Source organism: Kribbella sp. NPDC054772, from assembly GCF_053611945.1.
Genome location: NZ_JBSHBJ010000043.1, coordinates 37,569 through 63,572, shown reverse-complemented (window position 1 = coordinate 63,572; position 26,004 = coordinate 37,569). Strand labels below are relative to the sequence as shown.

At 68.8% G+C, this 26,004-nt stretch carries 22 protein-coding genes; 13 read left to right on the top strand and 9 right to left on the bottom strand.

Annotation, left to right across the window (positions count from 1 at the left end):
- Nucleotides 1-64: 64 nt before the first annotated feature.
- Nucleotides 65-1,003, bottom strand: a complete 939-nt coding sequence (locus tag ACWGID_RS38030; RefSeq protein ID WP_452204221.1) for an EamA family transporter — start codon at nucleotides 1,001-1,003, stop codon at nucleotides 65-67.
- A gap of 463 nt (nucleotides 1,004-1,466) precedes the next feature.
- On the opposite strand from ACWGID_RS38030, the gene pdhA reads away from it, so the two are divergent.
- From pdhA to ACWGID_RS38000, 6 genes are all read left to right on the top strand, one after another.
- Nucleotides 1,467-2,630 carry a pyruvate dehydrogenase (acetyl-transferring) E1 component subunit alpha gene (pdhA, locus tag ACWGID_RS38025; protein WP_452204220.1) on the top strand — a complete coding sequence of 388 codons (1,164 nt, stop codon included), beginning with the start codon at nucleotides 1,467-1,469 and terminating at the stop codon, nucleotides 2,628-2,630.
- A gap of 3 nt (nucleotides 2,631-2,633) precedes the next feature.
- A complete protein-coding gene (locus ACWGID_RS38020) occupies nucleotides 2,634-3,611 on the top strand; it encodes an alpha-ketoacid dehydrogenase subunit beta (RefSeq protein ID WP_452204219.1) in 978 nt (325 codons plus the stop codon).
- Nucleotides 3,611-5,143, top strand: coding sequence for a dihydrolipoamide acetyltransferase family protein (locus ACWGID_RS38015; RefSeq protein WP_452204218.1), 1,533 nt, complete (start codon nucleotides 3,611-3,613; stop codon nucleotides 5,141-5,143). The genes ACWGID_RS38020 and ACWGID_RS38015 overlap by 1 nt, the downstream gene beginning before the upstream one ends.
- Nucleotides 5,144-5,279: 136 nt before the next feature.
- Nucleotides 5,280-5,717, top strand: coding sequence for a MerR family transcriptional regulator (locus ACWGID_RS38010; RefSeq protein WP_452204217.1), 438 nt, complete (start codon nucleotides 5,280-5,282; stop codon nucleotides 5,715-5,717).
- Nucleotides 5,714-6,664: an NAD-dependent epimerase/dehydratase family protein gene (locus ACWGID_RS38005; RefSeq protein ID WP_452204216.1), complete on the top strand. Its 951-nt coding sequence runs from the start codon at nucleotides 5,714-5,716 to the stop codon at nucleotides 6,662-6,664. The genes ACWGID_RS38010 and ACWGID_RS38005 overlap by 4 nt, the downstream gene beginning before the upstream one ends.
- A gap of 103 nt (nucleotides 6,665-6,767) precedes the next feature.
- Nucleotides 6,768-7,598, top strand: a complete 831-nt coding sequence (locus ACWGID_RS38000; protein WP_452204215.1) for an EamA family transporter — start codon at nucleotides 6,768-6,770, stop codon at nucleotides 7,596-7,598.
- Between the two features lie 2 nt (nucleotides 7,599-7,600).
- Here ACWGID_RS38000 and ACWGID_RS37995 read toward each other — a convergent pair whose 3' ends face one another.
- Nucleotides 7,601-8,434, bottom strand: coding sequence for a carbon-nitrogen hydrolase family protein (locus tag ACWGID_RS37995; protein WP_452204214.1), 834 nt, complete (start codon nucleotides 8,432-8,434; stop codon nucleotides 7,601-7,603).
- Between the two features lie 405 nt (nucleotides 8,435-8,839).
- Entirely contained in the window at nucleotides 8,840-10,243 is a 1,404-nt protein-coding gene (locus tag ACWGID_RS37990; RefSeq protein WP_452204213.1) for a S8 family peptidase, read from the bottom strand.
- A gap of 278 nt (nucleotides 10,244-10,521) precedes the next feature.
- Between ACWGID_RS37990 and ACWGID_RS37985 the strand changes: the two genes are divergently transcribed.
- The 5 genes from ACWGID_RS37985 (at nucleotide 10,522) to ACWGID_RS37965 (ending at nucleotide 15,019) form a co-directional block, all read left to right on the top strand.
- On the top strand, nucleotides 10,522-11,274 hold the full coding sequence (locus tag ACWGID_RS37985; RefSeq protein WP_452204212.1) for a GntR family transcriptional regulator: 753 nt from the start codon (nucleotides 10,522-10,524) through the stop codon (nucleotides 11,272-11,274).
- The gene (locus ACWGID_RS37980; protein ID WP_452204211.1) at nucleotides 11,271-12,599 is read left to right on the top strand and encodes an MFS transporter; all 1,329 of its coding nucleotides are present in this window, start codon (nucleotides 11,271-11,273) and stop codon (nucleotides 12,597-12,599) included. The genes ACWGID_RS37985 and ACWGID_RS37980 overlap by 4 nt, the downstream gene beginning before the upstream one ends.
- Nucleotides 12,600-12,732: 133 nt before the next feature.
- Nucleotides 12,733-13,722 (top strand): ATP-binding cassette domain-containing protein, encoded by a 990-nt coding sequence (locus ACWGID_RS37975; protein WP_452204210.1) that lies wholly within the window; start codon nucleotides 12,733-12,735, stop codon nucleotides 13,720-13,722.
- Nucleotides 13,719-14,537, top strand: coding sequence for an ABC transporter permease (locus ACWGID_RS37970; RefSeq protein WP_452204209.1), 819 nt, complete (start codon nucleotides 13,719-13,721; stop codon nucleotides 14,535-14,537). Before ACWGID_RS37975 ends, ACWGID_RS37970 begins: the two co-directional genes overlap by 4 nt.
- Nucleotides 14,538-14,575: 38 nt before the next feature.
- Entirely contained in the window at nucleotides 14,576-15,019 is a 444-nt protein-coding gene (locus ACWGID_RS37965) for a VOC family protein (RefSeq protein ID WP_452204208.1), read from the top strand.
- Between the two features lie 4 nt (nucleotides 15,020-15,023).
- Here the strand turns inward: ACWGID_RS37965 and ACWGID_RS37960 are convergent, their stop codons facing one another.
- A complete protein-coding gene (locus ACWGID_RS37960; protein WP_452204207.1) occupies nucleotides 15,024-16,376 on the bottom strand; it encodes a serine hydrolase domain-containing protein in 1,353 nt (450 codons plus the stop codon).
- 72 nt (nucleotides 16,377-16,448) lie between these two features.
- Here ACWGID_RS37960 and ACWGID_RS37955 point away from each other — a divergent pair, with 72 nt between their 5' ends.
- Nucleotides 16,449-19,712, top strand: coding sequence for an AfsR/SARP family transcriptional regulator (locus tag ACWGID_RS37955; RefSeq protein ID WP_452204206.1), 3,264 nt, complete (start codon nucleotides 16,449-16,451; stop codon nucleotides 19,710-19,712).
- A 55-nt stretch (nucleotides 19,713-19,767) separates the two neighbouring features.
- Here the strand turns inward: ACWGID_RS37955 and ACWGID_RS37950 are convergent, their stop codons facing one another.
- The 5 genes from ACWGID_RS37950 to paaI all read right to left on the bottom strand — a co-directional run bounded on the left by ACWGID_RS37950 (nucleotide 19,768) and on the right by paaI (nucleotide 24,203).
- The gene (locus tag ACWGID_RS37950) at nucleotides 19,768-20,394 is read right to left on the bottom strand and encodes a TetR/AcrR family transcriptional regulator (RefSeq protein WP_452204205.1); all 627 of its coding nucleotides are present in this window, start codon (nucleotides 20,392-20,394) and stop codon (nucleotides 19,768-19,770) included.
- A 150-nt stretch (nucleotides 20,395-20,544) separates the two neighbouring features.
- Nucleotides 20,545-21,066, bottom strand: a complete 522-nt coding sequence (locus ACWGID_RS37945) for a DinB family protein (RefSeq protein WP_452204204.1) — start codon at nucleotides 21,064-21,066, stop codon at nucleotides 20,545-20,547.
- A 204-nt stretch (nucleotides 21,067-21,270) separates the two neighbouring features.
- Nucleotides 21,271-22,569 carry a phenylacetate--CoA ligase PaaK gene (gene paaK, locus ACWGID_RS37940; RefSeq protein WP_452204203.1) on the bottom strand — a complete coding sequence of 433 codons (1,299 nt, stop codon included), beginning with the start codon at nucleotides 22,567-22,569 and terminating at the stop codon, nucleotides 21,271-21,273.
- A gap of 9 nt (nucleotides 22,570-22,578) precedes the next feature.
- Entirely contained in the window at nucleotides 22,579-23,781 is a 1,203-nt protein-coding gene (pcaF, locus tag ACWGID_RS37935; RefSeq protein WP_452204202.1) for a 3-oxoadipyl-CoA thiolase, read from the bottom strand.
- Nucleotides 23,778-24,203, bottom strand: coding sequence for a hydroxyphenylacetyl-CoA thioesterase PaaI (gene paaI / locus ACWGID_RS37930; RefSeq protein ID WP_387769211.1), 426 nt, complete (start codon nucleotides 24,201-24,203; stop codon nucleotides 23,778-23,780). The genes pcaF and paaI overlap by 4 nt, the downstream gene beginning before the upstream one ends.
- A gap of 74 nt (nucleotides 24,204-24,277) precedes the next feature.
- Here paaI and paaN point away from each other — a divergent pair, with 74 nt between their 5' ends.
- The gene (gene paaN, locus ACWGID_RS37925) at nucleotides 24,278-25,951 is read left to right on the top strand and encodes a phenylacetic acid degradation protein PaaN (protein ID WP_452204201.1); all 1,674 of its coding nucleotides are present in this window, start codon (nucleotides 24,278-24,280) and stop codon (nucleotides 25,949-25,951) included.
- Nucleotides 25,952-26,004: the final 53 nt, after the last annotated feature.

Genomic DNA, 26,004 nt, shown 5'->3' with positions numbered 1-26,004 from the left:
CGTGTGTTAGAGTGTGCCCCCCCGCGAGTCGGGCGGGCGGCGGCGCTGCGGCCCACCCGGGACACTAGCGCCGCCGGCGCTCCGAGGTGACCACGAGCGCGACGCCGACGATGATCACCGCGCCGCCGAACAGGATCTGCCAGGTCAGGCTCTCGCTCAGGATCAGCCACCCGAGGAACACCGCCACCGCCGGGTTCACGTACGCGTACGTCCCGACGAGCGAGATCGGCGCGTTCGCCAGCAGATACGAGTACGCCGTGTACGCGAGCAGCGACCCGAACACCACGAGGTACGCCAGCCCGATCCACCCGGTGCCGTGGATCCGGTCGAAGTGCAGTCGCCCGGGTTCACCGCGCAGTACGCCGAGCAGCACCATCGCCGTACCGCCGAAGACCATTTCGTAGAGCGCTGTCACCAGTGGGTCACGCGGCAGGCCGAGGCGGGGTGCGAACCGGGAGCCGGTCGCCCAGCAGATCGTGCCGACGACGAGGATCGCCACCGACAGCGGCTTCGCGCTCGTGTTGCCACCCGACAGCGCGAGGAGTGCCGCCCCGCCGAATCCGATCAGTACGCCGATCCAGGTCATCGCCCGCGGACGCTCGCCGCCGCCGACGCGCAGCAACATCAGCCACAGCGGGATCGCGGCGACCAGTAGCGCCGCCAGACCGGACGGAACGGTCTCCTCCGCCACCGCGACCGCGCCGTTGCCGAAGGCAAGCAGGAGGATGCCGACAGTGGCCGCGCCGATCGCCTCGCGGCGGGTGATCCGGAGGCGCCGCCAGCCCGACTTCAGGGCCAGGCCGGTGGCCATCAGAACACCCGCGGTGAGGAAGCGGGTCGCCATCCCGAGCATCGGTGGGATTTCCGCCTCCACGACCACCCGGATCGCCAGGTAGGTCGAGCCCCAGACGACGTACACCACCGCGAGCGCGGTCCAGATCATCGCTCCGGATGCCGTCCGGGAACCGGTCTCGACCACTCTGGCCGGGGCAGCGGCGGTCATCTGAACCCCCTCGTTCTGTCAGGTGCATCATGCATTAACGATGCTTACGCTAAGTCCGCGCGATCCGCCGCGCAAGACGGTTTCCGGCCACCGATCCACGGTTTCCGGCCACGCGTGCCGGACGCTCCTGATCGAGACGAATTTGTGACACTTCATGTCGAGATGGCCGATCTCTGTAATATGAGCGCGCTGATGGGACCAGTGGTTGGACTGGTGTCTCAGCGCAGGACCGATTTCGGTACCGCCGTACCCGCCAGCGTCCAGACAGTTAGCGGATCAGGCACCTGCTAGGTACGGTGTCCGGCAAGATGGGAGTGAGACCAGTGAGGAGGTCCACTGCCAGCAGTGCATCAACCCCTGGAATCACGCGGACCAGCCTTGAAAGCCTCATCCGGCGCAACGGGCCGGGCCCCGTGCAATGTTGCGGTCGCGGCGATCCCGCGCTCGAACCCGAGGAGTGCATGTGAGTGAGTCGGTGCCGGGCCCTGCCCCGGAAGTGTTCGCGCCCCACAAGGCGCCGGTCAGTCCGCCCCAGGCCTCCGAGGAGGTCGAGTTCGTCCAGCTGCTGACGCCCGAAGGTGAGCGCGTCGAGCACCCGGACTACGCGTTCGACCTGGACGACGAGGCCATCAAGGGCCTCTACCGGGACATGGTCCTGGTCCGCCGGATCGACACCGAGGCGACCGCCCTGCAGCGCCAGGGTGAGCTCGGTCTGTGGGCGTCGCTGCTCGGCCAGGAGGCCGCGCAGATCGGCTCCGGCCGTGCCCTGAACAACAAGGACATGGTCTTCCCGACCTACCGCGAGCACGGCGTCGCCTGGTGCCAGGGGGTCAACCCGCTGAACCTGCTCGGCCTGTTCCGCGGCGTCGACCAGGGTGCCTGGGACCCGAAGGACAACAACTTCCACCTGTACACGATCGTGATCGGCGCCCAGACGCTGCACGCGACCGGGTACGCGATGGGCCAGCAGCGCGACCACGCGATCGGCGACGCCGAGGACGGCGAGGCGACGATCGCGTACTTCGGTGACGGCGCCAGCAGCCAGGGTGACGTCAACGAGGCGTTCATCTGGGCCTCGGTGTTCAACGCGCCGGTTGTGTTCTTCTGCCAGAACAACCAGTGGGCGATCTCGGAGCCGATCGACCGGCAGACCCGGATCCCGCTGTACCAGCGCGCCGCCGGCTTCGGCTTCCCGGGCGTGCGCGTCGACGGCAACGACGTCCTGGCGACGTACGCCGTCACGCAGCAGGCGTTGAAGCGGGCTCGCGAAGGCAGCGGCCCGACGCTGATCGAGGCGTACACGTACCGGATGGGTGCGCACACCACGTCCGACGACCCGACGAAGTACCGGCTGAACGAGGACCTCGAGCACTGGAAGCTCAAGGACCCGATCGAGCGCGTGCACGCCTACCTGGCCCGGCACGCCGAGGTCGACCACGACTTCTTCGACGAGATCGACGCCGACGCGGACAAGATCGCCGCCGAGCTGCGGGCCGGCTGCCTGTCGCTGCCGGAGCCGACGCTGACCGAGTTCTTCCAGCACGTGTACGTCGAGGAGACGCCGCAGCTCGCCGAGCAGCGCGACCAGTACGCCGCGTACGCCGCGTCGTTCGAAGGCGAGGGCTGAGCGATGACCAAGATCACTCTCGGCAAGGCCATCAACGCCGGCCTGCGGGCCGCGATGGAGAACGACCCGAAGGTCCTCGTGATGGGTGAGGACATCGGCAAGCTCGGCGGTGTCTTCCGGGTCACCGAAGGACTGCAGAAGGACTTCGGCGAGGACCGGGTGATCGACACCCCGCTGGCCGAGTCCGGGATCATCGGTACGGCGGTCGGTCTCGCGCTGCGCGGGTACCGGCCGGTGTGCGAGATCCAGTTCGACGGGTTCGTGTTCCCGGCGTACGACCAGATCATCAGCCAGGTCGCGAAGATGCACTACCGGTCGATGGGCAAGATCCGGATGCCGATCGTGATCCGGATCCCGTTCGGCGGCGGCATCGGCGCGGTCGAGCACCACTCGGAGTCGCCGGAGACGCTGTTCGCGCACGTCGCCGGCCTGAAGGTGGTGTCCTGTGGCGACCCGGTGGACGCGTACTGGATGATCCAGCAGGCGATCTCGTCCGACGACCCGGTGGTGTTCTTCGAGCCGAAGCGCCGGTACCACGAGAAAGCCGAGCTGGACGAGTCCGTGCCGCCGGCGCAGCCGCTGCACAAGGCGAAGGTGGTCCGCGAGGGCACCGACGCGACGCTGCTCTGCCACGGCCCGATGGTCAAGACCTGCCTGCAGGCGGCCGAGGCCGCGGTCGAGGACGGGCGCAACCTCGAGGTCATCGACCTGCGGACGATCTCGCCGCTGGACCTCGCGACGATCTTCGCGTCGGTGAAGAAGACCCGGCGGGCGGTCGTGGTGCACGAGGCCCCGCTGTCGCTCGGGCCCGGGTCGGAGATCGCCGCGCGCGTCACCGAGGAGTGCTTCTACCACCTCGAGGCGCCGGTACTGCGGGTCACCGGATACGACACCCCGTACCCGCCGTCGCGGATGGAAGACGACTACCTCCCGGACCTCGACCGGGTGCTGGACGGCGTCGACCGCGTGATGGGGTACTGATGGCGATCCAGCAGTTCCGCCTGCCCGACGTCGGTGAAGGTCTCGTCGAGGCCGAGATCGTCAGCTGGAAGGTGAAGCCCGGCGACACGGTCAAGCTCAACGACACCGTGGTCGAGATCGAGACCGCGAAGTCGCTGGTCGAGCTGCCGGTGCCGTTCGCCGGTGTGATCACCGAGTTGCTGGTGCCGGAAGGCGAGACGGTCCCGGTCGGTACGCCGATCATCTCGGTGCAGACCGACGCGGCCGAAGGACTCGCGGACGACATGGTGCCGACCGTGCCGGAGCCGGAGGAGTCTGGCGGTCGTACGGCGGTGCTCGTCGGGTACGGGCCGAAGACCACCGAGGCCAAGCGCCGCGCGCGGAAGGCTCCCGCAGCCTCCGCCAGCTCGGCGCTGGCTCCGGCTGCGGGGGTGGCAACCCAGCCGGCCCCCGTCAGCTCGCCCGCCCCGGTGCCCCAAGCTGCGCCGGCCCCGGTGCCCCAAGCTGCGCCCGCCCCGGTACCCCAGGCTGCCCCGGCCCCGGTCGCGGCTCCGGTGTCGGCCCCGGCCTCGGCTGCCGCCGGAGCCTCCGCCGTTCCGAGTAGTGCGGGCGCCATCGGCGCCTCCGCTGTCCCGGGTGCCGGTGCTTCCGCGGCGCCTGGCGTCGCCGGAGGCGGTGCGGCGGTGCATGTGTTGGCCAAGCCGCCGGTGCGGAAGTTGGCCAAGGATCTTGGGATTGACCTGGCGACGGTGACTGCGACGGGTCCGGGCGGGATCATCACGCGGGCTGATGTCGAGGGGTACGTGGCCGCGCCGGCTGCACCTGTCTATGAAGCGGCGCCGGTGGTTGCTGCGCAGGGTGACACTCGGGTGCCCGTCAAGGGTGTGCAGAAGGTGATGGCGCAGGCGATGGTTGCCAGTGCGTTCACCGCGCCGCATGTGACGGAGTGGATCACCGTCGACGTCAGCGCCACGATGGAGCTGGTCGAGCGGCTCAAGGGTGACAAGGCATTCCGGGACCTGCGCGTCTCGCCGTTGCTGATCGTCGCGAAGGCGGTCACGCTGGCGGCCCGGCGTACCCCGATCATCAATGCGGCCTGGGACGAGCAGGCACAGGAGATCGTCTACAAGGGCGCAGTGAACCTCGGTATCGCCGCGGCCACCCCGCGCGGGTTGATCGTCCCGAACATCAAGGGCGCCGACTCGCTCACCCTGCCCGACCTGTGCGGGGCGCTGAACGACCTGGTCGCCGTCGCGCGCGAGGGCAAGACCGCGCCGGCGGACCAGGCCGGTGGGTCGTTCACGATCACCAACGTGGGCGTGTTCGGCGTCGACGCCGGTACGCCGATCATCAACCCGGGCGAAGCGGCGATCCTCGCGTTCGGCGCGGTCCGCAAGCAGCCGTGGGTGGTGGACGACGAGATCGTCCCGCGCTGGATCACCACGCTCGCGCTGTCCTTCGACCACCGCCTGATCGACGGCGAGAAGGGCTCCACCTTCCTCGCCGACGTCGCGAGCATCCTCGAAGACCCCGCTCGCGCACTGATGTTCTGAGAGCTGTTCGACGAGGGCCCGGGCACAGCCCGGGCCCTCGTTGCTTTGTGGAAAGAATGGTGCGCCAGGTGGCACCTATGTTCCACAAAGGCGAGCGTTTGACCTCAAGCGCTTGAGGTATGTGACCGTGGGTGACATGACGAGCTTCACCATCCAGCAGGTCGCCCGGCGCAGCGGCCTCAGCGAGCCGACCCTGCGGTACTACGAGGACGTCGGCCTGGTCGGCCCGATCGACCGCGACGCGAGCAGCGGCCACCGCCGGTACCGCGCCACGGACGTCGACACCCTCGAGGCGCTGGCCTGTCTGCGGGCCGCCGGGGTCGGGATCGACGACATGCGGACCTACCTCGCGAACCGCGCCCGCGGCCGGGCGGCGGCGGCCGAGCAGCGCGACCTGCTGCTGCGGCACGCGGAGCGCATCAAGGCCGAGATCGCCGCGCAGCAGGTGCGCCTCGAGTACCTGCGCGAGAAGGCCGCGCTGTGGGATGCCCGCGACCGCCGCGACGACGCCGCGGAGGCCGAAGTCACCGAACGCCTGATCGGCGTCGTCACCACCTTGGGAGCACTGCAATGATCCTGGTCACCGGAGGCTCCGGGTACCTCGCGACCCATCTGATCGCACAGCTACTGCGCAACGGTTCCGAGGTCCGTACGACGGTGCGCTCGCTGTCACGCGCCGACGACGTACGCGCCGCCGTACGCCGTGGTGGCGCGGACGACTCCGGTCTGGAGATCGTCACCGCGGACCTCCTGTCCGACGACGGTTGGCCTGCCGCGGTCGCCGGCTGCGCCGAGATCCATCATGTCGCCTCGCCGATCCCGGTCACCCAGCCGGAGGATCCCGACGAGTTGATCGTCCCGGCGCGCGAGGGCACTCTCCGGGTACTGCGGGCCGCGCGGGACGCCGGCGCGCGTCGCGTCGTACTGACGTCGTCTTTTGCTGCTGTCGGGTACACGCCGAAGCCCGGGGCCGAGTTCACCGAGGACGACTGGACCGATCCGGAGACGCCGGGCCTCGCGCCGTACCCGCGCTCGAAGGCGATCGCCGAACGGGCCGCCTGGGACCTGATGGACGGTGCCGGTACCGAGCTCGTGGTCGTGAACCCGACCGGAATCTTCGGCCCGACCCTCACCGCCGACCTGCGGTCCTCGACCCAGCTGATCACGATGATGCTGGACGGATCGATGACCGTGGCACCGCGAGCCCGCTTCGGGGTGGTCGACGTCCGCGACGTCGCGGACCTGCACGTCCGGGCGATGGCGTCGAAAGTTGCCGCAGGCAAGCGGTACCTGGCGGTCGCCGACGGCCCGACCGTCAGTTTCCTCGAGATAGCCCAGATCCTGCACCGCCACCTCGGCATCCCGACCCCCACCGAGGAGGCCGACGGCCCCGACCTCCCGCGCCCCGTCATCCACAACGCCCGCGCCCACACAGACCTCGGCTGGCGCCCCCGCGCAGTAGAAACCACCATCACCGACACCGCGGACAGCCTGCTGTCCCTGGGACTGCTGTCGCGCTGACGGGTTGTGTGTCGGCTGGCAGGTTGAAACCCGCCAGCGCTCGAACAATCCGCTGGTCGAAATTCACCTGACCGCTCCAGTCGGGCGGTGAGAGGGTGGGGCCGTGCTGGTGATTGTGGTGGTGCTCGGGGCGGCGGTGTTGCACGCGACGTGGAACGCGATGGCGCATGGGGCACCGGATCGGTTTGCAGGGCTCGCGTTGTTCGAGCTGGCGGCGGGGGTCATCGGGCTGGTCGCCGTACTGGTGATGGGGCTGCCGCCGAGTGGCACGTGGGGATACATCATCGCGTCGGCGCTGCTGCATCTCGCGTATCTGGGTGGGCTGTTGGCGTCGTATCAGCTGGGTCAGTTCAGTCAGATGTATCCGTTGGCCCGCGGTACGTCGCCGTGGGTCGTGGCCGTGGTGTCGATCGTCGTACTGCATCAGCACTTGGCCGTACTCGAGCTGGCCGGTGTGCTGCTGGTGTCGGCTGGGTTGATCGGGCTCGTGTTCATCGGCCGGCCTGGTCGCGGGCAGGCGCCGGCGCTGTTCGCTGCGTTCGGCACGGGGCTGATGATCGCGTCGTACACGGTGGTGGACGGCGTGGCGGTTCACAAGATGCCGGTCGCGACGTACATGGGCTGGGTCTTCATGCTTCAGGGGTTCGCGATGCCGATCGCGATCCTGCTCTGGCGCGGGCCGCAGACGTTCAACCTCCCGAGGCCCGCGATCCTCTCCGGTCTGGCCGGCGGCGTCGTCTCGATGGTCGCGTACGGCTTGGTCCTCTGGGCCCAAACCCGAGGCACCCTCGCCACCATCGCCGCCCTCCGCGAAACCAGCATCATCTTCGGCGCCATCATCGGCGCCCTCTTCTTCCACGAACGCTTCGGCCCCAAACGAGCCGCCGCAGCAGCCGTAGTAGTAGCCGGCATCATCCTGATCACCACGGGCTGAGTTCACAGACAGGTACGGTCGGCACTCCGCGGATCGTCGACTCGTCGGCTGCGGTAGATCTCACCGTCCAACGCCGACTTTCGCCACGGCCGTGCCCTCTCGAACCAGACCTCGAAGTCGGCTCGCGTCAGGTCGGCGTACACCAGCCCTTCGCCGCCGTCGAGCTGCGCGAGGTAGCGCCCGTCCGGGCCGATCACGCCGGAGTTCATCAGGTGCGCGGTCTGCTCCGGCAACGCCATCGCGACCCAGTAGGTGTTGATCGACGCGTGTGAGCGCGCCTTGGCCTCGAACACCTCGTCGACCGGGTAGGCCGACAGCAAGAGACAGTCCACGCCGAGTTCGCCGTACTGCGAGAACAGACCCGGGAAGTTGATCTCGATACAGATCGCGCACCCGAACCGGAACCCGTCGACGTCGAACACGACAGGCTCGAACCCCGGACTGTAGAACGTGGTGATCTCGGTGTGCGAGCAGTACCGCTTGTCGTACCGATCGACGATCTCGCCCGCGTCGGAGATCACGTAGAGGCTGTTGTGCGGCCGATGCGGCGGGGTCAGCGGATGCGCGGAACCCAGGACGACCCAGATCCCCAGCTCGGCGGCCAAGGCGGTGATCTGCCGCAGCTCGTCGCGGACCGCGGTCCAGTCGACGTCGTCCCAGTCCTGGATCTGCTCTTTCGCGTACCCCGACAGAAACCCTTCCGGGAACTGCACCAACCGAGCCCGCGCCTCGGCGGCCGCGCGCATCAGCCGCCGCACGGTGCTGCCGTTGTGCCGTACGTCGGCGGTAGCGATCGTCTGCGCCACCGCGACACGAAGAGATGCCGTACTCGTCATGGTCGTCCTCCACGCCCCGGCACACGGTTCCTCAGCAACCACGCCCGAGACAGTCGGACCAGGAGAACGACCTGAGACCAAGGTCCCTTTGCCTCCACACCAGACCGCGCTGAGAACGGCCACCGAAGGTTAGGCGCAGGCCACGCCAGCCACAGATCGTACTGGGCAGCGCAGGTCATCGCGTCGATCTCCTGACCGGTGTGGCCGGTCAACGCTGGCAGAGGCCGAATACTGAAGGCGACCGAACTGGCGGACCTCAACACCGACTTCCACGGCCGGCACGCCGCAGGTCCGACGCCTTGACCCGCCGCGCGGGCTGGATCTCCCACCAACACCATGCGGCGGGCTGGATTACCTGGTTGAAGAAAGTGAGTGGGGGTCCCGGGCGGTGGACCCCCACTCGGCTCAGCGGTGTACTGCGTCGAGGGCGTCGGCGATGCCTTCGCCGTAGAAGGAGTTGTTGGCGGTGGTGCCGGTGCAGCGGGCGTCGGGGGTGGTGGGGCAGGCGGTGTCGTCGGCCTCGGCCTGGAGGGCGCGTTCGATGTCGCGCGGGCTCCACCAGGGGTGCACGGACTTCATCAGGGCCGCGACGCCGGTGACGTGCGGCGACGCCATCGACGTACCGCTCATCCGTCCGTAGCCGCCGCCGGGCAGGGTGGACAGGATCGAGCTGCCGGGAGCGGCGACGTCGATCTTGTTCAGGCCGAAGTTGGAGAAGCTGCTGCGGGCGCGGGTCTGGGTGGTGCTGGCGACGGTGATCACGCCGGGGAGTTCGGTCGGCATGTCGAGGCAGTCGTTGTTGATGGTCCGCGGTACGGCGGTGGAGTCGTTCGGGCTGCCGTTGTCGGTGGTCTTGTGGGCGAGGTCGTAGTTCGAGTTGCCGGCGGCCGCGACCGAGAGCGTGCCTTCGTCGGTCGCCCACGCGTACGCGCGCCGGACCGCTTCCTGCACCGCGCCCTGGTCACCGTTGTCCTTGCACCAGAACTCGAACGGGTCGATGAAGTAGCTGTGGTTCGTCACGGCCATGTGGTGCTCGGCGGCCCACACGATCCCGCAGATCGAGTACTCCGGATAGATGAAGCCGGCGTCGTTGACCACCTTGACCGACGCGATCCGCACACCCGGCGCGACGCCGACGATCCCGATACCGTTGCGCGCCGCCGCGACCGTGCCGGCGACGTGGGTGCCGTGCGAACTCGTCGTCGGGCGCCAGCCGCCGGGTGTCTGATCCGGCACGCCGTTCTTCACGCAGTTCACCGAGTCACGCGCGTCGAAGTTCGGCGCGAGGTCCGGGTGCGTGTCGTCGACGCCGCTGTCGTTGATGCCGACCAGCACGCTCTTCGAACCGTCGGTCACCGCGTGCGCCTGGTCGGCCTTGATCTGGGCCATGTCCCACTGGTCGCCCTCTTGCGGGTCGGGGACCGGCGTCGCCGCGGACTCGTCGAGCGCGGTCGACCCGCCGGCGCCTTCGCTGACCGCGGCCGTACGGGTGGCGCCGACGGACTCCACCTCACGGCCGTTCTGGCCGGAGCGGACAGCTGTCCGGAAGTCTGGGTTGGTCGACTGGGCGATCACCACGCCGAGCTGCCGGTACGAGATCAGCACGGTCCCGCCGGCGGCCTTTACGGCGTCCTCGGTCTTGCGGACGTGACCGGGAGTCGCCTTGGTGTTGACCACGTAGTTCATCAGCGGACCGGCTGCCGCGTCGTCAACCACAGCGGCGTTCGCCGTGGTCGCGGCGGCGAGTGACGCGCAGGTCAGTGCGGCGGCGGAGAGACCGGCCACCAGCCGGCGGGAAGTTCGGGACACGCTGCCTCCTCGGGAGCGAGGCCCAGGCGGACGGGCCCGGGCCGGTATCCCGGACTCTAGAGCGGAATCCCGGCGTCCGGAGTCGTTCGTCCACAACGCAGGGGAAACCCTGCGCTCGTCACTACCGAGCGTCCGGTCGTTCACGCTCAGTTGCCCACATCCTGTGGATCTGCCTGTGGATAACTCGTGGACATCCTGGGGAATAACCGGCGCGCGCGGTGGATTAGCTGTGGGTGGTGGGCTTATGCCACCATAGATACATCAGGTATACGAGTCGTATGGGTTGGAGTGCGGTGGCAGGCGGGAAGCCGGATCAGGTGCCGGCGAATGATGCGTTGATACTGGGGGACGAGACCGCGGAGATCGCTCGCGTGGTCGTCGAGGCGGCGCCGGGGGTGGAGAAGATCCCCGCGGCCGAGCGGGTGTATGCCTACGTGAAGGCAGCCATCCTCGACCGGGAGTACCCGGGCGGTGAGCTGCTCACCGAGGGCGAGTTGGCGACCGCGGTCGGTGTCTCCCGTACGCCGGTCCGCGAAGCCCTGCTCCGCCTGGAGGAATCCGGCCTGGTCCGGCTGTACCCGAAGCGGGGCGCGCTCGTCCTGCCGGTGCTGCCGCAGGAGGTCGACGACGTCCTCGAGGCCCGCGAGCTGATCGAGACCCACGCGGCCGCCAAGGTGTGGCCGCGCCGCAAGCAGCTGATCGAGACCCTGTCCGAGCGCGTCGACGAGATGCGCGCGAACCGCAAGGCGGGTGACGCGAAGAGCTTCCTGGAGGCCGACCGCGCCTTCCACGAGGCGATCGTCGATGCCGCCGGCAACCAAATCCTGGCCAAGCTCTACAACAGCCTGCGGGACCGTCAGGTCCGGATGGGCGTGCCGGGCATCGAGGTCCAGCCGGCCCGGATGGACAAGTCGATCACCGCCCACCAGGAGATGATCGACGCCCTCGGTGGCAACAGCGTCAAGCGCTTCCGGGAGCTCGTCGTCGCACACATCGCCGAAGCCTCGAACGATCTGCGGGGCACGCGGTGACCGAACTCCTCTTCCCCCTGGGCGGTCGGCGAGCCTGGGCGGTGTGGGCCACTGCTGTCCTGACGTACCTCGTGACCGTGCTGCACCGCGGCTCGATGAGCGTGGCCGGACTGCAGGCCGCCGAACGTTTCCACATCTCCGCGTCCGCGCTGGCGAGCTTCACCGTCGTACAGCTGACCGTGTACGCCGCGATGCAGGTGCCCGTCGGCGTTCTGCTCGACCGCTACGGATCCAAGCGTTTGCTGCTGGCCGCGTCCGGTCTGCTCTTCGTGGCGCAGTCCGCGTTCAGCCTGGTCGACTCGTACCCCGCTGCGCTCGCGGCGCGGGCGATCCTCGGTGTCGGTGACGCACTGGTCTTCATCAGTGTGCTGCGCGTGGTCATGTCCTGGTTCCCCGCGCTGCGCCAGCCGGTGATGTCACAGGCCACCGGAATGCTCGGTGGGCTCGGCGCGATCATGTCGACCGTCCCGATGGCTGCCGCGTTCCATGCCTTCGGCTGGACGCCGACGTTCGCCGGCGCGAGTGTCATGAGTCTCGCCGCCGGTGTGCTGGTGCTGTTCCTGATCAAGGACACGCCGTACGACGAACCGCTCAAGCGGCCCAAGATGGCGCTCAGCGAAGTCCGGAAGAACCTGCGCCAGGCCTGGAAGGAGCCGGGCACGCGGCTCGGCCTGTGGACGCACTTCACGACCAGCTTCTCCGGCAGTACCTTCGGTCTGCTCTGGGGCTACCCGTTCCTCGTGCAGGGCCAGGGTGTGGCTCCGACGACCGCTGCGGCGATGCTGATCGTTCCGGTGCTCGCCGGGCTCTGTTACGGCCCGTTGGTCGGGCGGTACGCGGCCAAGTTCCCGTTCTACCGGTCCTGGATCGTGCTGGCGGTGGTCGCGGGTTCGGTGCTGATGTGGACCGTCGTCCTGCTCTGGCCGGGTCGTGCGCCGATGCCGGTGCTCCTGCTGCTGATCGTCGTACAGGCAGCGGGTGGGCCCGGGTCGATGCTCGGGCTGGACTACGCGCGGACGTTCAACCCGACGACGCGCTTCGGTGCGGCGAACGGGATGGTGAACACCGGCGGCTTCATCGCGACGCTGATCTGCATCGGCATGGTCGGCGTACTGCTGGACGCGTCGTCCGGCGGCGCACCGCAGGCGATCGGCGACTTCAAGGTCGCGCTGGCGTTCCAGTACGTGCTCTGGGCGATCGGCACCCGGCAGATCATCAAGTACCGGCGCCGCGCCCGCGGCAACCTGGCCCGGTACAACCCCGAGGCGTACCAGGCGCTGCTCGCCAACCGGATCGTCCCGCTGGAGGCCGAGGCAGCGCGCTGAGGTGCGCTGAGGTGGGCTGAGAGGCGCTGACAGGCACTGATACCGGCTGAGATGCGCTGTCAGCAGAGTGCCAGAGCGGTGCCAGGGCGGCGCGGCACGGTAGTCCCAGTAAGAAGTCCACTGGGAGGTACCGATGACCACAACGAACCAGGTCGCCATCGAGGCGGTCGGTCTGGTCAAGAAATATGGCAACACGACCGCACTTGCCGGCGTCGACCTGAGCGTGCCCACCGGCACCGTTCTCGGGGTCCTCGGCCCGAACGGCGCCGGCAAGACGACCGCGGTCCGCATTCTCGGCACGCTGCTCCGCCCGGACGCCGGCCACGCCACGGTCGGCGGGTACGACGTCGTTCGCGAAGCCGGCAAGGTGCGCAGCATCATCGGGCTGACCGGACAGTACGCCTCGGTCGACGAGGACATGTCCGGCCGCCGGAACCTGATCATGATCGGCCGGCTGCTCGGTTACTCGCGCGGCCAGGCCCGGGCGAAGGCCGACGAGCTGCTGGAGCGGTTCGAGCTGACCGACGCGAGCGACCGGATCGCCAAGACGTACTCCGGCGGTATGCGCCGCCGCCTCGACCTGGCCGCGAGCCTGGTCGGCAACCCGAGCATCCTCTACCTCGACGAGCCCACCACCGGCCTCGACCCGCACGCCCGCAACGGTGTCTGGGAGACGGTCCGCAACCTGGTGCTCGACGGAACCACGGTGCTGCTCACCACGCAGTACCTGGAAGAGGCCGACGCGCTCGCGGACTCGATCGTGGTGTTCGACAAGGGCAACGTGGTCGCGAACGGGCGGCCGTCCGAGCTCAAGGCGCAGGCGGGCAAGCAGTCGCTGGACGTCCGTCCGGCCGAGCCCGCGCACCTCGAGCGGGTGGCCGCGATCGTCGCCGAATCCGTCGGCGCCCGTCCCTCGGTGGACGTGGTGAACGCGCTGGTCAGCGTGGCGGTGACGGACGGTTCGTCGATGCCGGTCGTCGTACGGCGGCTGGACGAGGAAGGCATCGCGGTGACCGAACTGTCGCTGCGGCTGCCAAGTCTTGACGAGGTGTTCCTGGCGCTGACCGGGCACACCGCTGAAGAGAAGCAGACCGACAACGTTCTGGAAGGAGTGGGCCGATGAGCGCCGCAACTCTTGAAGTACCTCCGGCCCACGCGAGCCGTCGTACCCGGCCGTTCGCCTGGGTGCAGCAGAGCCTGACGCTGGCCTGGCGGAACATCGTCCGGATCCGGCAGAACCCGGAAGCGCTGGCGGACGTGACGTTCCAGCCGATCATCTTCCTGGTGCTGTTCGTGTTCGTCTTCGGCGGCGCGATCTCGCAGGGCGGCGACTGGCACCAGTACCTGCCGTACCTGCTGCCCGGGCTGCTGGTGCAGACGGTCGTGTTCTCCACGATGGGTACCGGGGTCGCGCTGAACGACGACTTCGCCAAGGGCGTGTTCGACCGGTTCCGGTCGCTGCCGATCGCCCGGATCGCACCACTGATCGGTGCGGTGCTCGGTGACGCTGTCCGCTACGCACTGTCGATCGTGATCCTGATGACCAGCGGTTTTGTTCTCGGATTCCGGTTCGAGAACGGTGTCGCCAACGGTCTGCTGGGGATGCTGATCGTGCTGCTGTTCGCGCTGTCGATGTGCTGGATCTGGGTCTGGCTGGGGCTCACGCTGAAGACCGCCCAGGGTGTGCAGGGCATCGCGTTCCTGGTGATGTTCCCGCTGACGTTCGGTAGCAACATCTTCGTACCGACCGACACGCTGCCGGGATTCCTGCAGTCCTTCGTGCACATCAGCCCGATCACGTACCTGGTCGACACCGAACGGGCGTTGATGGGTGGCGGTGACCTGCAGAAGCCGCTGCTGATCACGCTGGCCTGGATGGTCGGTCTGGTCGCGGTCTTCGCGCCGCTCGCGATCCGCGCGTACCGCCGCCGTACCTGAGACCGGATTTGTCGGTGGTGAGCGTCAGAGTGGTCGGTATGACGACCACTTGGACGCTCACCGTCGACTGCGCGGACCCGGCCCTGGTCGCGCGGTTCTGGTGTACGGCGCTGGGCTACACGGAGGCCGATCCGCCCGAAGGATGGGACACGTGGGAGGCCTGGCTGACCGCGATGAACGTTCCCGAGCACGAGTGGAACGACGGCGCCTCGCTGTCCGACCCGAACGGCGTACTCCCGCGGATCTCGTTCCTCAAGGTTCCCGAACCGCGCACGACCAAGAACCGCCTGCACCTGGATCTCCAGGTCGCGGGCGGCCGCGCCGTACCGCAGGACCTCCGCGAGCAGCGCATCCGTGCCTTCGCCGCAACCCTGGTCACCGCCGGCGCCACCGTCGTCCGAGAGGTCCCGATGGAAAACTCCACCACCCTCGACCACTTCTGGATGCAAGACCCAGAAGGCAACGACTTCTGCGTGGTCTGACCACTCAGCCCGGGTTGATCTCTCCGAAGGAGAGCGGTTCTCGGGTGCACAGGTAGGTTGCCCAGTGCAACTTTGTGGGAGTGCCGGTGGGGTCGCGGGTGATGCGGAGTTCTTCGCCGGTCTCGCGGCCGGAGATAGTTCGGTAGGTGTCCTCGGCGATCCGCTCGAAGACCGCGGGGGCCTGGTGCTCGGGCGCGCCCCGGCCCTTGGCGTGCAGTACGCCGCCCTTGACCGTGAAGTCGAACGGGCTGCCCTCGGAGAACCAGGTGCCGAGGACCCCGGCGAACTCGGCCGGCACCTCGGTGCCCGGGACCCAGGCCTCCGGCGGCAGCGGATCGTCCTCGAGCACCTTGATGATCAGGTCGGTCGCCAGTGCGCTCGGCGCGGGTGACGAGGTCGACCCGAAGAGCGCGATCCCCGCTGTACCGGACTCGCGGTGCACGAACGTCGAGGTGATGTGACCGGGCATGCCACCGTCGTGCCCGACGAACAGCCGGTCGCCGCGGCGCAGCAGCATGAACCCGAGCCCGAAGGCGAGCTGCCAGCGGTCCACGTCGGCCATGATCTGCACCTGGCACATCTCGTCGAGGGTGTCCTTCGACAGCACCTCGTCGACCGGGTTCGCGATGAACATCGCCCACTTCGCCAGGTCCTCGGCCGTCGACGCGAGGCCACCGCAGGCGTCCATCGCGCCGATGTCGAGCAGCGGCTCCCGCACCGGTACGTCGCTCCACGGCGGCACGTAGTACCCGGTCTGGGCCGGTCCGCCGTCCATGCCGACCGTCGTCCGGCGCATCTCCAGCGGGTCGAGGATCCGGGCCTTGACGGCGTCGTACCAGGACCGGCCGTCGAGCCGGGCGACGATCTCACCGAGCAGGGAGAACACCAGGTTCGAGTAGTGGAAGCGGTGGTGCGGCTTGCCGATCCGGGACGCGTCGTTCCAGCCCGGTACCAGCTCCTCGCGGGACGGGAACTTCATCAGGTCCCACACGTCGCCGACCGGTTCGCGCTGCATGCCGCTGGCGTGGCTGAGCATCTGCCGCACGGTGATGCCTTCGTGTTTGCTCTGCGGGATCAGTGTCTCGATCGTGTCGTCGAGGCTGAGCTTGCCCTCGTCACGCAGCGCCATGATCGCGACCGCGGTCAGCGTCTTGCTCTGCGAGGCGATCAGGAACTGCGAGTCCGCGGTCGGCGGGACGCCCGGACTGCCCAGGTCGGCGGAGCCGGCACCGGTCGACCAGGCCAGCGACCCGGCGCGGGCGACGGCGCCCACCACTCCGGGGACCCGGCCCTTGGACTGGCGTTCGGCGACGATGCGAGAGAGCGCGTGCTGGGTCTGCGCGGCGAGTTCTGTCACTCGGCCGACCTTAAAGCAGCCAAGTGACAAAAGGCAGGGGGTTTGGTCGGGAGGATGTGCGAGGCTGGTGGGGTGCGCATAGCGGTGCTCGGTCCTCTCGCGATGTGGGCGGCCGACGGGACCCCGCTCGACATCCGCGGCGTCCGCCTGCGCGGGCTGCTCGCGCGACTGGCGCTGAGCGCCGGCCGTCCGGTCAGCGTCGAGACCCTGGTCGACGGGCTCTGGGGCAGCGAGGCCCCGAGTGCGAACGCGCTGCAGTCCCTCGTCTCCCGGCTGCGGGCCGGTCTGCCGGCGACCGAGTCGAGCATCTCGGTCCAGTCCGGCCCGGCCGGTTACACCCTCACCATCGGTCCGGACTGCGTCGACGCCCTCCAGTTCGAAGAGTTGGTACGGCGCGGCCGCGGGTACCTCACGTCCGACCCGGAACAGGCCCACACCCTCCTCACCCAGGCGGACAAGCTGTGGCGTGGTGAGGCCCTGACCGACCTGCGCGACCTCCCGTTCGCCGCGGTCGAGGCAGACCGCCTGTCCGAGCTGCGGCTGGCCGCCGCGGAGGATCTCGCCGAGGCCGCCGTGCGCTGCGGTCACGCTCGCGACCTGATCTCCGACCTCGAGCACCTCGCCGCGACCCACCCGCTCCGCGAGCGGCTGCACGAGCTCCTGATTCGCGCGCTGTACGCCGACGGTCGGCAGGCCGAGGCGTTGGCGGCGTACGAACGGATCCGCACCACGCTCGCCGACGAGCTGGGGGCCGACCCCGGCGCGCGTCTGCGAGACCTGCATGTCTCGGTGCTGCGCGGCGACACCGTGGACCCGGCCGCGAAGAGCTCCACCGTCCCGGCTCCCGCGCCGTCGGTGCCGCGCAGCAACCTGCGTGCGCCGCTGACCAGCTTCGTCGGCCGCCAGGAGGACGTGGCCGAGCTGACCCGACTGCTGAGCAACGGGACCCGCCTGGTCACCATGGTCGGCCCCGGTGGCGCGGGCAAAACCCGACTGGCCAACGAGACCGGCCGGACGCTCGTCGACCAGAGCGGCGACGGCATCTGGTTCGTCGAGCTCGCGCCGCTCGGTGACGCTGCCGACGTAGCCCCCGCCGTCCTGTCCGCCCTCGGCGCGAGTGAGTACGTCGACCTCCCGTCGACTCCGTTCACCGCGAAGCACCTGCCAACCAGCCGCGCCGCGACCCAGCGACTCGTCGAAGTCATCGGGGACCGGCGGATCCTGCTCGTCCTCGACAACTGCGAGCACCTGGTCCAGGAAGTCGCCGGCCTGGTCGACTCGCTGCTCGCCTCCTGCCCGCGGTTGCGCGTGCTGACGACGAGTCGCGAGCCGCTGAGCATTCCGGGTGAACACCTGCACCCGGTCGGTCCGCTCGGCCTGCCACCGGAGCACGACGGCGCCGGCGTGGACGACTACCCGGCGATGCAACTGTTCGTCGACCGAGCCCGCGCCGTACGGCCGGACTTCACACTGATCGACGCGAACCGGGAGTCGGTCGCTGAGATCTGCCGACGCCTTGACGGTATGCCGCTCGCGATCGAGCTCGCAGCGGCGAGGCTGCGGGCGCTGACCCCGCCTCAGATCGTGGACCGGCTGACCGACCGGTTCCGCCTGCTGACCAGCGGATCGCGGACCGCCCTGCCGAGGCACCAGACGCTGCGAGCGGTGGTGGAGTGGAGCTGGGATCTGCTCGACCCGGACGAGCAGGCGGTCGCCCGGCGACTCTCGTTGTTCTCCGGTGGCGCGACGCTGGACGCGGCCGAGCAGATCTGCAGTGACGAGAGCATCCCGGCCGAGTCCGTCCTCGGCGTCCTGGCGTCGCTTGTCGACAAGTCGCTCGTCGAAGCCGCGGCGGACGAGCGCTCGGTGCGCTACCGCATGCTGGAGACGGTCCGTGCGTACGGTGCCGAGCAGCTGAAGGCCGCTGGTGAGTACGAGCGCTTCCGGCGCGCGCACATGGCGTACTTCAGCCGGATGCTCCGCAAGGCCCGGCCGAAGCTGCGGACCGGTGAGCAGATCCAGTGGATCGCGCGGCTGACTGCCGACCAGGAGAACCTGATCGACGGGCTCCGGAACGCGATCGACACCGGGTCGGCGCGGGTCGCCGTACAGATGGTCGCGGTGTTGGGGGAGTACTGGACGATGAGCGGCCGCCCTGCCGAGGCGGTGAACTGGATGCAGGCCGCGCTCGCGGTACCGGGCAAGAGCGTGCCGACCGACAAGGCCGAAGCGATGTACCTGCTGGCGATGGGCCGGATGTCGAGTGAACAGGATCCGGTCCGGTCGTTCCAGCAGATGATCCGCGGCCTCGCCACGGTCCGCTGGATGACCCGGCGGCATCAGATGCTGGTGGACTCCGGGATCGGGCTGTTCACCAACGCGGTGTGGGCCGCGATCCGGCGGGACAGGGCGACCTGTTTCGAGCAGCTCGAGGCAGCTGGCCGGCATCCCGACCCGTGGATCCGGAACATGGGCGTGATGACGAGTGCGATGTTCCGTGAGAACGACGGCGAGATCGCGGAGATGGCGGCCAACCTGACCATCGCGCTCAACGGCTTCCGTGAGATCGGCGACCGGTTCGGTATGTCGATGGCGCTGCGCGGACTCGCCGGGTACCAGGCGAACAACGGTGAGCACGCCGAGGCCCTGGAGTCGTTGATCGAAGCGCTACGCCTGATCGAAGAGCTCGGCACGACCGAAGGAGTCGCCCAGTTGCTCGGCGGCTGCGCGGTCAGCCGGATCGAGCTCGCCGACTACGACGGCGCCCGTGCGGACCTGGAGCGGGCGCTGCGGCTGTCCGAGGAGAACGGGTCCCGCGGCGGCCAGGCGATGTCGTACATGGGCATGGCCAAACTCGCACACCGGACCGGCCGGTACGACGAGGCGCGGGATCTCGCCGAGCACGCGTACTCGTTGCTCGACCTCGAGGCGGAGCGGATGGCGCCGCACGGTCAGGCCGCACTGCTGTCGCAGCTCGGTCGGGTCTACGCCTCCACGGGTCAGGTCGAGGACGCGCGGCGGTGCAGCCAGGAGGCGGTCGAGCTGGCGCTCGGCACCGAGGACATGCCGGTCGCGGCAGCCGTCATCGAGACCTCCGTCGACGTACTGGTGCTGACCGAGGAGCACGAGCTCGCGGCCCGGACGCTCGGACTGGCAGCCACGATGAAGGGCACCCGCGCGATCCCGGACGCAGACGTCCAGCGCCTCGTCGACCAGCTCCGTGATGCCTTGGGCAACGAACGCTTCGACACCGCGTACGGCGCCGGCGCCGCCCTCACCCGTGCCGAGGCGGTCACTGAACTCCGCAAGCGCTACTCGATCCCGGATCCGCTGTAGGACGTGTCTTCAGATCCCGCGCCGCTCGAGGCAGCGCGGGATCGGGAGATACGCCCTAAGCCGTGATCAGCTGGACCGCGAGCTCGCGCAGCGCCTTCTGCACCTTCTGCTCCGGCGGCCGGGGCTCGGCCAGCATCCAGTCGTAGACCACCGTGTGCACGGCACCGAAGAACGCCAGCGCGAGGAACCGGAAGTCCTTGCGCTTGATCTCGCCCCGCTCGACCGCGGTGTCGCCCAGGTCGCGGACGTTGCCGATCAGCAACTCCCGGAACGCGATCCGCTGCTCCTCGACCGCCGGGCTGGTACCGACCACCTCGACGAACGAGATCCGGGCCCGGCGGAGGTCGGCCATGATCGTCCGCAGGTAAGAGTCGACGGCCGCGGTGATCCGCTCCCGGACCGGCCGGTCGGCGGTCCGCCGCAGCGCGTCGCCGGTACTGCGGACCGCCAACTCGATCACTTGCGCATGCACCGCGAGGAGCACGGCCTCCTTGTTCTGGAACTCGTGGTAGAAGTGCCGGGTGGACACTTTCGCCTGTGTGCACAGGCGTTCCACGGATGTGGCCGGATATCCTTCGGTCCCGAAGAGTTCGAGCGCGGCGGCCAGTAGCCGTTCCCGGCGCGCGGCCTTCCACTCCTCGACTGACCGTCCGGAATAACGGCGTACGGAGGGTTCCCTCATCACACCTCTTGTCGCTACCCCGTGTCAGATGCCGGTCATCCTATCCACCCCTCGGCGCGGGCGTAACCGGGTTATCTGATCAAACGTGTCAGCGCTCGCGGGAGGTCTGCGCAGAGGTTGTCTCTGCGCAGACCAGACCGGGGTAAGTGCTCAGTTCTGCTTGGTGTACCCGGTGGCGCCGTCGAGGAGTTCCCGGATGATGTCCAGGTGCCCGACGTGCCGGGCGGTCTCCTCGATCATGTGGCACAGCACGTAGCGCAGCGAGGCAGCCTTCTCCGGCGGCTGCCCCTGCTCGACGACCTCGAGCGGGAGGTCCGCGATGGTCGCGTTCGAGCGCGCGCACTCGGCGTCGTACTCGTCGAGCAACTGGTCGAGCGGTACGTCGTCGACGAACATCTCGGCGTCGACGTGCGCGCCTTCCTTCCACGGCGTCTGCCCGGTGTCGGGGACGCCGGCGATACCCAGCTCGAACCACGAGTACTCCACCCAGCGCAGGTGCGCGACGATCCCCGCCGGTGTCATCAGCGGGGAGGTGGACAGCACCTTGCGGTGGGCATCTTCTTCGCTCAGCCCCGTGCACTTCATCCGGACGAACGAACGCTGCAGGTCGAGCCATCCGGTCAACTGGTCCCGCTCACCGGCGGTCAAGGACGGACGTTGTACTTCGGTCATCTGCGACTACTCCTTGGTGGTACGACGCCACCCGGTCAGCCGCGGATGCGGCGGACGGGCAGCACGACAGTCGGACTCGACATCGCGCTCACCTCCTCTCCGCTGCCAGGGTGTCGACGCCCCCGGCGGAAGCACCGTACATCCGTCCTTGAGCCCCCAACAACCACTTTTCACCCCAAGAATTGGTTGATAGGAGCCCAAAGACTATTTGCGGTCGTCGCGGATGCGTTTTGCTTTGCCGAGGGAGCGTTCGAGGGCGTGCGGGGCTACCACGTCGACCGTGGCGGTGACGCCTACTCGCTCCTTGATGCGGTGGGCGAGGGTGGTGGCCGCAGCTGCGTGGTCGGTGAGGTCGGGGGCTGCTTCTACCTGGACGGTGAGTTCGTCGAGCCGGCCGGGGCGGGTGAGGACGCAGAGGTAGTGCGGGGTGAGGCCCTCGACCAGGAGGATCTGTTCCTCGATCTGGGTGGGGAAGACGTTGACGCCGCGGACGATCATCATGTCGTCGGTGCGGCCGGTGATCTTCTCCATCCGGCGTAGCCCGGGGCGGGCGGTGCCGGGGAGCAGGCGGGTCAGGTCGCGGGTGCGGTAGCGCAGTACCGGGAAGGCTTCCTTGGTGAGCGTGGTGAAGACCAGTTCGCCCTCCTCGCCGTCCGGGAGCACCTCACCGGTGACCGGGTCGATGATCTCCGGGTAGAAATGGTCCTCCCAGATGTGCAGCCCGTCCTTGGTCTCGACGCACTCCTGCGCGACCCCGGGCCCCATCACCTCGGACAGCCCGTAGATGTCGACGGCGTGGATCCCGGTCCGTTCCTCGACCTCGGTCCGCATCTGCTCGGTCCACGGCTCGGCGCCGAAGATCCCGATCCGCAGTGCGGTGTCGCGCGGATCGAGACCGCGGCGCTCCATCTCGTCGACGATCGACAGGAAGTACGACGGCGTGACCATGATGATCCGCGCCCCGAAGTCGCGGATCAGGTCCACCTGCCGCTCGGTCATCCCACCCGAGATCGGTACGACGGTGCACCCGAGCCGCTCGGCTCCGTAGTGCGCGCCGAGCCCACCGGTGAACAGACCGTAGCCGTAGGCAACATGGCAGACGTCCCCGGCGCGTCCACCGGCCGCCCGGATCGACCGCGCCATCAGGTCGGCCCAGTTGTCCAGGTCGCGCTTGGTGTACCCGACGACCGTCGGCCGCCCGGTCGTCCCGGACGACGCGTGCACCCGTGCCACCTCGGTCCGCGGTACGGCGAACATCCCGAACGGGTAGTTGTCGCGCAGATCCTTCTTCGCGGTGAACGGCAACCGGCTCAGATCGCCGAGTTCGCGCAGGTCCGCCGGCTTGAACCCGACCGCGTCCAGCGCGGACCGGTAGTGCGGGACGTTCTCGTACGCCCGCCGTACCGTTGCTTGGAGCAATGACAGCTGACGGGACCGGAGCTCGTCGACGGACAGCCGTTCGCCGGCGTCACGCAACTCCTCGGGCAAGGCCTCACCGAGCATGGCGTTCTCCTAAGGACGGGCGAGCAGGGTCGCGATGCCCTGCCCGACACCAATGCACATGGTGGCGAGCGCGTACCGGGCGTCGCGGTGGCGAAGCTCCAGGGCCGCGGTGAGTGCGAGGCGGGCGCCGGACATCCCCAGTGGGTGACCGAGAGCGATGGCGCCGCCGTTCGGATTGACGTGCTCGGCGTCGTCGGGAAGGCCGAGTTGCCGCAGTACGGCGAGCGACTGCGACGCGAACGCCTCGTTGAGCTCGATCACCTCGATGTCGGACAGCGCGACGCCGGTGCGATCGAGCAGCTTGCGGGTCGCGGGCGCGGGCCCGATACCCATGATCCGCGGCGGTACGCCGGCAGCCGCCGTACCCACCACCCGAGCCAGCGGCGTCACCCCGTACCGCTCGACGGCCTCGCCGCTCATCACCAGCAACGCCGCCGCGCCGTCGTTCACCCCGGACGCGTTCCCCGCCGTCACAGACCCCGGCGTACGGAACGGTGTCTTCAATCCGGCGAGTGCCTCGAGCGACGTCTCTCGCGGATGCTCGTCGGTGTCGACCACGGTCACCGCACCACGCTTGCCCGGTACGTCGACCGCCACGATTTCTTCCGCCAGCCGCCCGTTCGCCTGCGCCTTCGCGGCGCGTTGCTGCGACCGCAGCGCGAAGAGGTCCTGGTCCGCGCGCGAGATCCCGAAGTCCGCCGCGACGTTCTCGGCCGTCTCAGGCATCGAGTCGATCCCGTACTGCGCCTTGAGCGCCGGGTTCACGAACCGCCAGCCGATCGTGGTGTCGTAGATCTCCGCCTGCCGCGCGAACGCGGTCGTTGCCTTGGGCATCACGAACGGCGCACGCGACATCGACTCCACCCCACCGGCGACCACGATGTCGTTGTCCCCGGCAATGATCGAGCGGGCGGCATACGCGACCGCGTCCAGTCCGGAACCGCACAGACGATTGATCGTCGTCCCCGGGACCGACTCCGGCAGGCCGGACAGGAGAACTGCCATCCGGGCGACGTTCCGGTTGTCCTCACCGGCTTGGTTGGCGCACCCAAGGATCACGTCATCGATCCGCACTGGATCAAGCGCGGTCCGGTTCAGCAGCGAGGAGATCGCGTGGGCGGCCAGGTCGTCGGGACGGACGGCCGACAGTGCACCGCCGTACCGTCCGATCGGCGTCCGGACGCCATCGACGAGAAATGCCTCACGAGTCATGAATCCTCCGACGACACGATGGTTCCGGACAGTTGACGACTGCGGCCGCGGAACTCGGCGATCACCTCGTCGCCGCGGGTGACTGTGACGTCGTAGATCGCGTTCCGGCCGAACGTGGTGCGCTCCCGGGCGTCGGCGACCAGGACGTCACCGCGCCGGGCCGGCGCGACGAACACGACGTCGCAGGCCTGGGCGACGGTCACCTGGTTCCGCGAGTTGCAGGCGAACGCGAACGCCGAGTCGGCCAGAGTGAACACGAATCCACCATGCGCGATCCCGTGCCCGTTGACCATGTCCGCGCGCACCGTCATCTCGACCCGCGCGGTCCCCTCGGCGACGTCCACCAGCCGCATCCCCAGGCCGGCGCTGGCGGTGTCCTCCGCCCACATCGCCGCTGCCACTCTGGTCGCCAAGTCGTCCATACCGGTGCCCAATCGAGAAGATGGCCGTGTGACACTCTAGTCCCAGTTGCGCCAATGACTGTAACATCGCAGACATGACGACCGACCTGCTCTCTGCCCACCGTGAGCGCCTGGACGGCGCACTGACAGCGATCCGCGACCGCGGCTACCACTCCGCGTTCCCCGAGTCGCCCAGCCCCCGGGTGTACGGCGAGAACGCGGCGGCCGACGGCAAGGCGGCCTTCGAGGCCCACCTCGGTACGACGTACCCGCTGGAGATCCCCGGGTCGCGCGGGACGGTCGTCACCGAGCAGTCGCCGTACGGGATCTCGATGGACGTCTCGTACCCGCGGGTGGTCGAGGACGGGCTCGACGACTTGCTGGCCGCCGCGCAGCACGGGTTGGCGGACTGGCGTCGCGCCGGGATCGATCGGCGGACCGGGGTGGTGCTGGAGATCCTCGACCGGCTGCACAAGCGGGTGTTCGAGCTCGCCAACGCGGTCCAGCACACCAGCGGGCAGGCGTTCGTGATGGCGTTCCAGGCCGGCGGCGCGCACGCGCTGGACCGGGCGCTCGAGGCGGTCGCGTACGCGTATGAGGAGATGAGTCGTTACCCGGCGACCGCGAGCTGGGAGAAGCCGGCCAAGGGCGACCCGATCCGGATGGAGAAGACCTTCACCGTCACCGGTCGCGGCGTCGCGCTGGTGATCGGCTGCAACACCTTCCCGACCTGGAACTCCTGGCCGGGGCTGTTCGCCTCGCTGGTCACTGGCAACGCGGTCGTCGTGAAGCCGCATCCGCTCGCCGTTCTTCCGTTGGCGATCACGGTCGACGTGTGCCGCGAAGTACTCGCCGAGGCCGGCTTCGACCCGAACCTGGTCACCCTGGCGACCGAGCGTGCCGGCGACGGACTGGCGAAGCCGCTGGCGACGCGGCCCGAGGTGAAGCTGATCGACTTCACCGGCGGCAGCGAGTTCGGCGAATGGCTGGAGCAGAACGCGACGCAGGCGACCGTCTTCACCGAGAAGGCCGGCGTCAACGCGGTGATCATCGACTCCACGGACTCCTTCAAGGCGCTCTGCAACAACCTCGCCTTCACCCTCAGCCTGTACTCGGGCCAGATGTGCACGACCACGCAGAACCTCTTCGTCCCGGCCGGCGGTATCGAGACCGACGAAGGCCACAAGTCCTTCGAGGAGGTCGGCCAGGGTCTCGCCACGTCGATCGGCAAACTGCTCGGCGACGACGCCCGCGCGGTCGAGATCCTCGGCGGCATCGTGAACCAGGCCGTGATCAGCCGCCTCGAACTCGCCCCGGAGTACGGCGAGGTGGTGCTGGAGTCCCGCGGGATCCAGCACCCGGCGTTCCCGGACGCGGTCGTCCGTACGCCGTTGCTCGTCGCGATCGATGCCGACGACGACGAGGTCTACGGGCGGGAGTGCTTCGGCCCGGTGTCGTTCCTGGTGAAGACCGCGGACACCGCGCAGTCGATCGAGCTGTTCCGCACGACCGTCACCGAGGACGGCGCGATGACCGCCGGTATCTACTCGACCGACGAGAAGGTCATCGAGGAAGCCCGCGAGGCGGCGCTGGACGCCGGAGTCGCGCTGTCGGAGAACCTCACCGGCCAGGTGTTCGTGAACCAGTCGGCCGCGTTCAGCGACTTCCACGGCACCGGCGCGAACCCGGCCGCGAACGCGACGTACACCGATGGCGCCTACGTTGCGAGCCGCTTCCGGGTGATCCAGAGCCGCCGCCACGTTGGGTGATTGCCTTCCGGAGCAGTCATGCACACACGGTGATTTGGACGTTAAAAGATAAC

Excerpts from the sequence above, each read along its gene's own strand:
- ACWGID_RS38030 (WP_452204221.1), bottom strand. The coding sequence starts at position 1,003 with ATGACCGCCGCTGCCCCGGCCAGAGTGGTCGAGACCGGTTCCCGGACG.
- ACWGID_RS38020 (WP_452204219.1), top strand. The coding sequence starts at position 2,634 with ATGACCAAGATCACTCTCGGCAAGGCCATCAACGCCGGCCTGCGGGCC.
- ACWGID_RS38015 (WP_452204218.1), top strand. The coding sequence starts at position 3,611 with ATGGCGATCCAGCAGTTCCGCCTGCCCGACGTCGGTGAAGGTCTCGTC.
- ACWGID_RS38010 (WP_452204217.1), top strand. The coding sequence starts at position 5,280 with ATGACGAGCTTCACCATCCAGCAGGTCGCCCGGCGCAGCGGCCTCAGC.
- ACWGID_RS38005 (WP_452204216.1), top strand. The coding sequence starts at position 5,714 with ATGATCCTGGTCACCGGAGGCTCCGGGTACCTCGCGACCCATCTGATC.
- ACWGID_RS37995 (WP_452204214.1), bottom strand. The coding sequence starts at position 8,434 with ATGACGAGTACGGCATCTCTTCGTGTCGCGGTGGCGCAGACGATCGCT.
- ACWGID_RS37985 (WP_452204212.1), top strand. The coding sequence starts at position 10,522 with ATGGGTTGGAGTGCGGTGGCAGGCGGGAAGCCGGATCAGGTGCCGGCG.
- ACWGID_RS37975 (WP_452204210.1), top strand. The coding sequence starts at position 12,733 with ATGACCACAACGAACCAGGTCGCCATCGAGGCGGTCGGTCTGGTCAAG.
- ACWGID_RS37970 (WP_452204209.1), top strand. The coding sequence starts at position 13,719 with ATGAGCGCCGCAACTCTTGAAGTACCTCCGGCCCACGCGAGCCGTCGT.
- ACWGID_RS37965 (WP_452204208.1), top strand. The coding sequence starts at position 14,576 with ATGACGACCACTTGGACGCTCACCGTCGACTGCGCGGACCCGGCCCTG.
- ACWGID_RS37950 (WP_452204205.1), bottom strand. The coding sequence starts at position 20,394 with ATGAGGGAACCCTCCGTACGCCGTTATTCCGGACGGTCAGTCGAGGAG.
- ACWGID_RS37945 (WP_452204204.1), bottom strand. The coding sequence starts at position 21,066 with ATGACCGAAGTACAACGTCCGTCCTTGACCGCCGGTGAGCGGGACCAG.
- paaK (WP_452204203.1), bottom strand. The coding sequence starts at position 22,569 with ATGCTCGGTGAGGCCTTGCCCGAGGAGTTGCGTGACGCCGGCGAACGG.
- pcaF (WP_452204202.1), bottom strand. The coding sequence starts at position 23,781 with ATGACTCGTGAGGCATTTCTCGTCGATGGCGTCCGGACGCCGATCGGA.
- paaI (WP_387769211.1), bottom strand. The coding sequence starts at position 24,203 with ATGGACGACTTGGCGACCAGAGTGGCAGCGGCGATGTGGGCGGAGGAC.
- paaN (WP_452204201.1), top strand. The coding sequence starts at position 24,278 with ATGACGACCGACCTGCTCTCTGCCCACCGTGAGCGCCTGGACGGCGCA.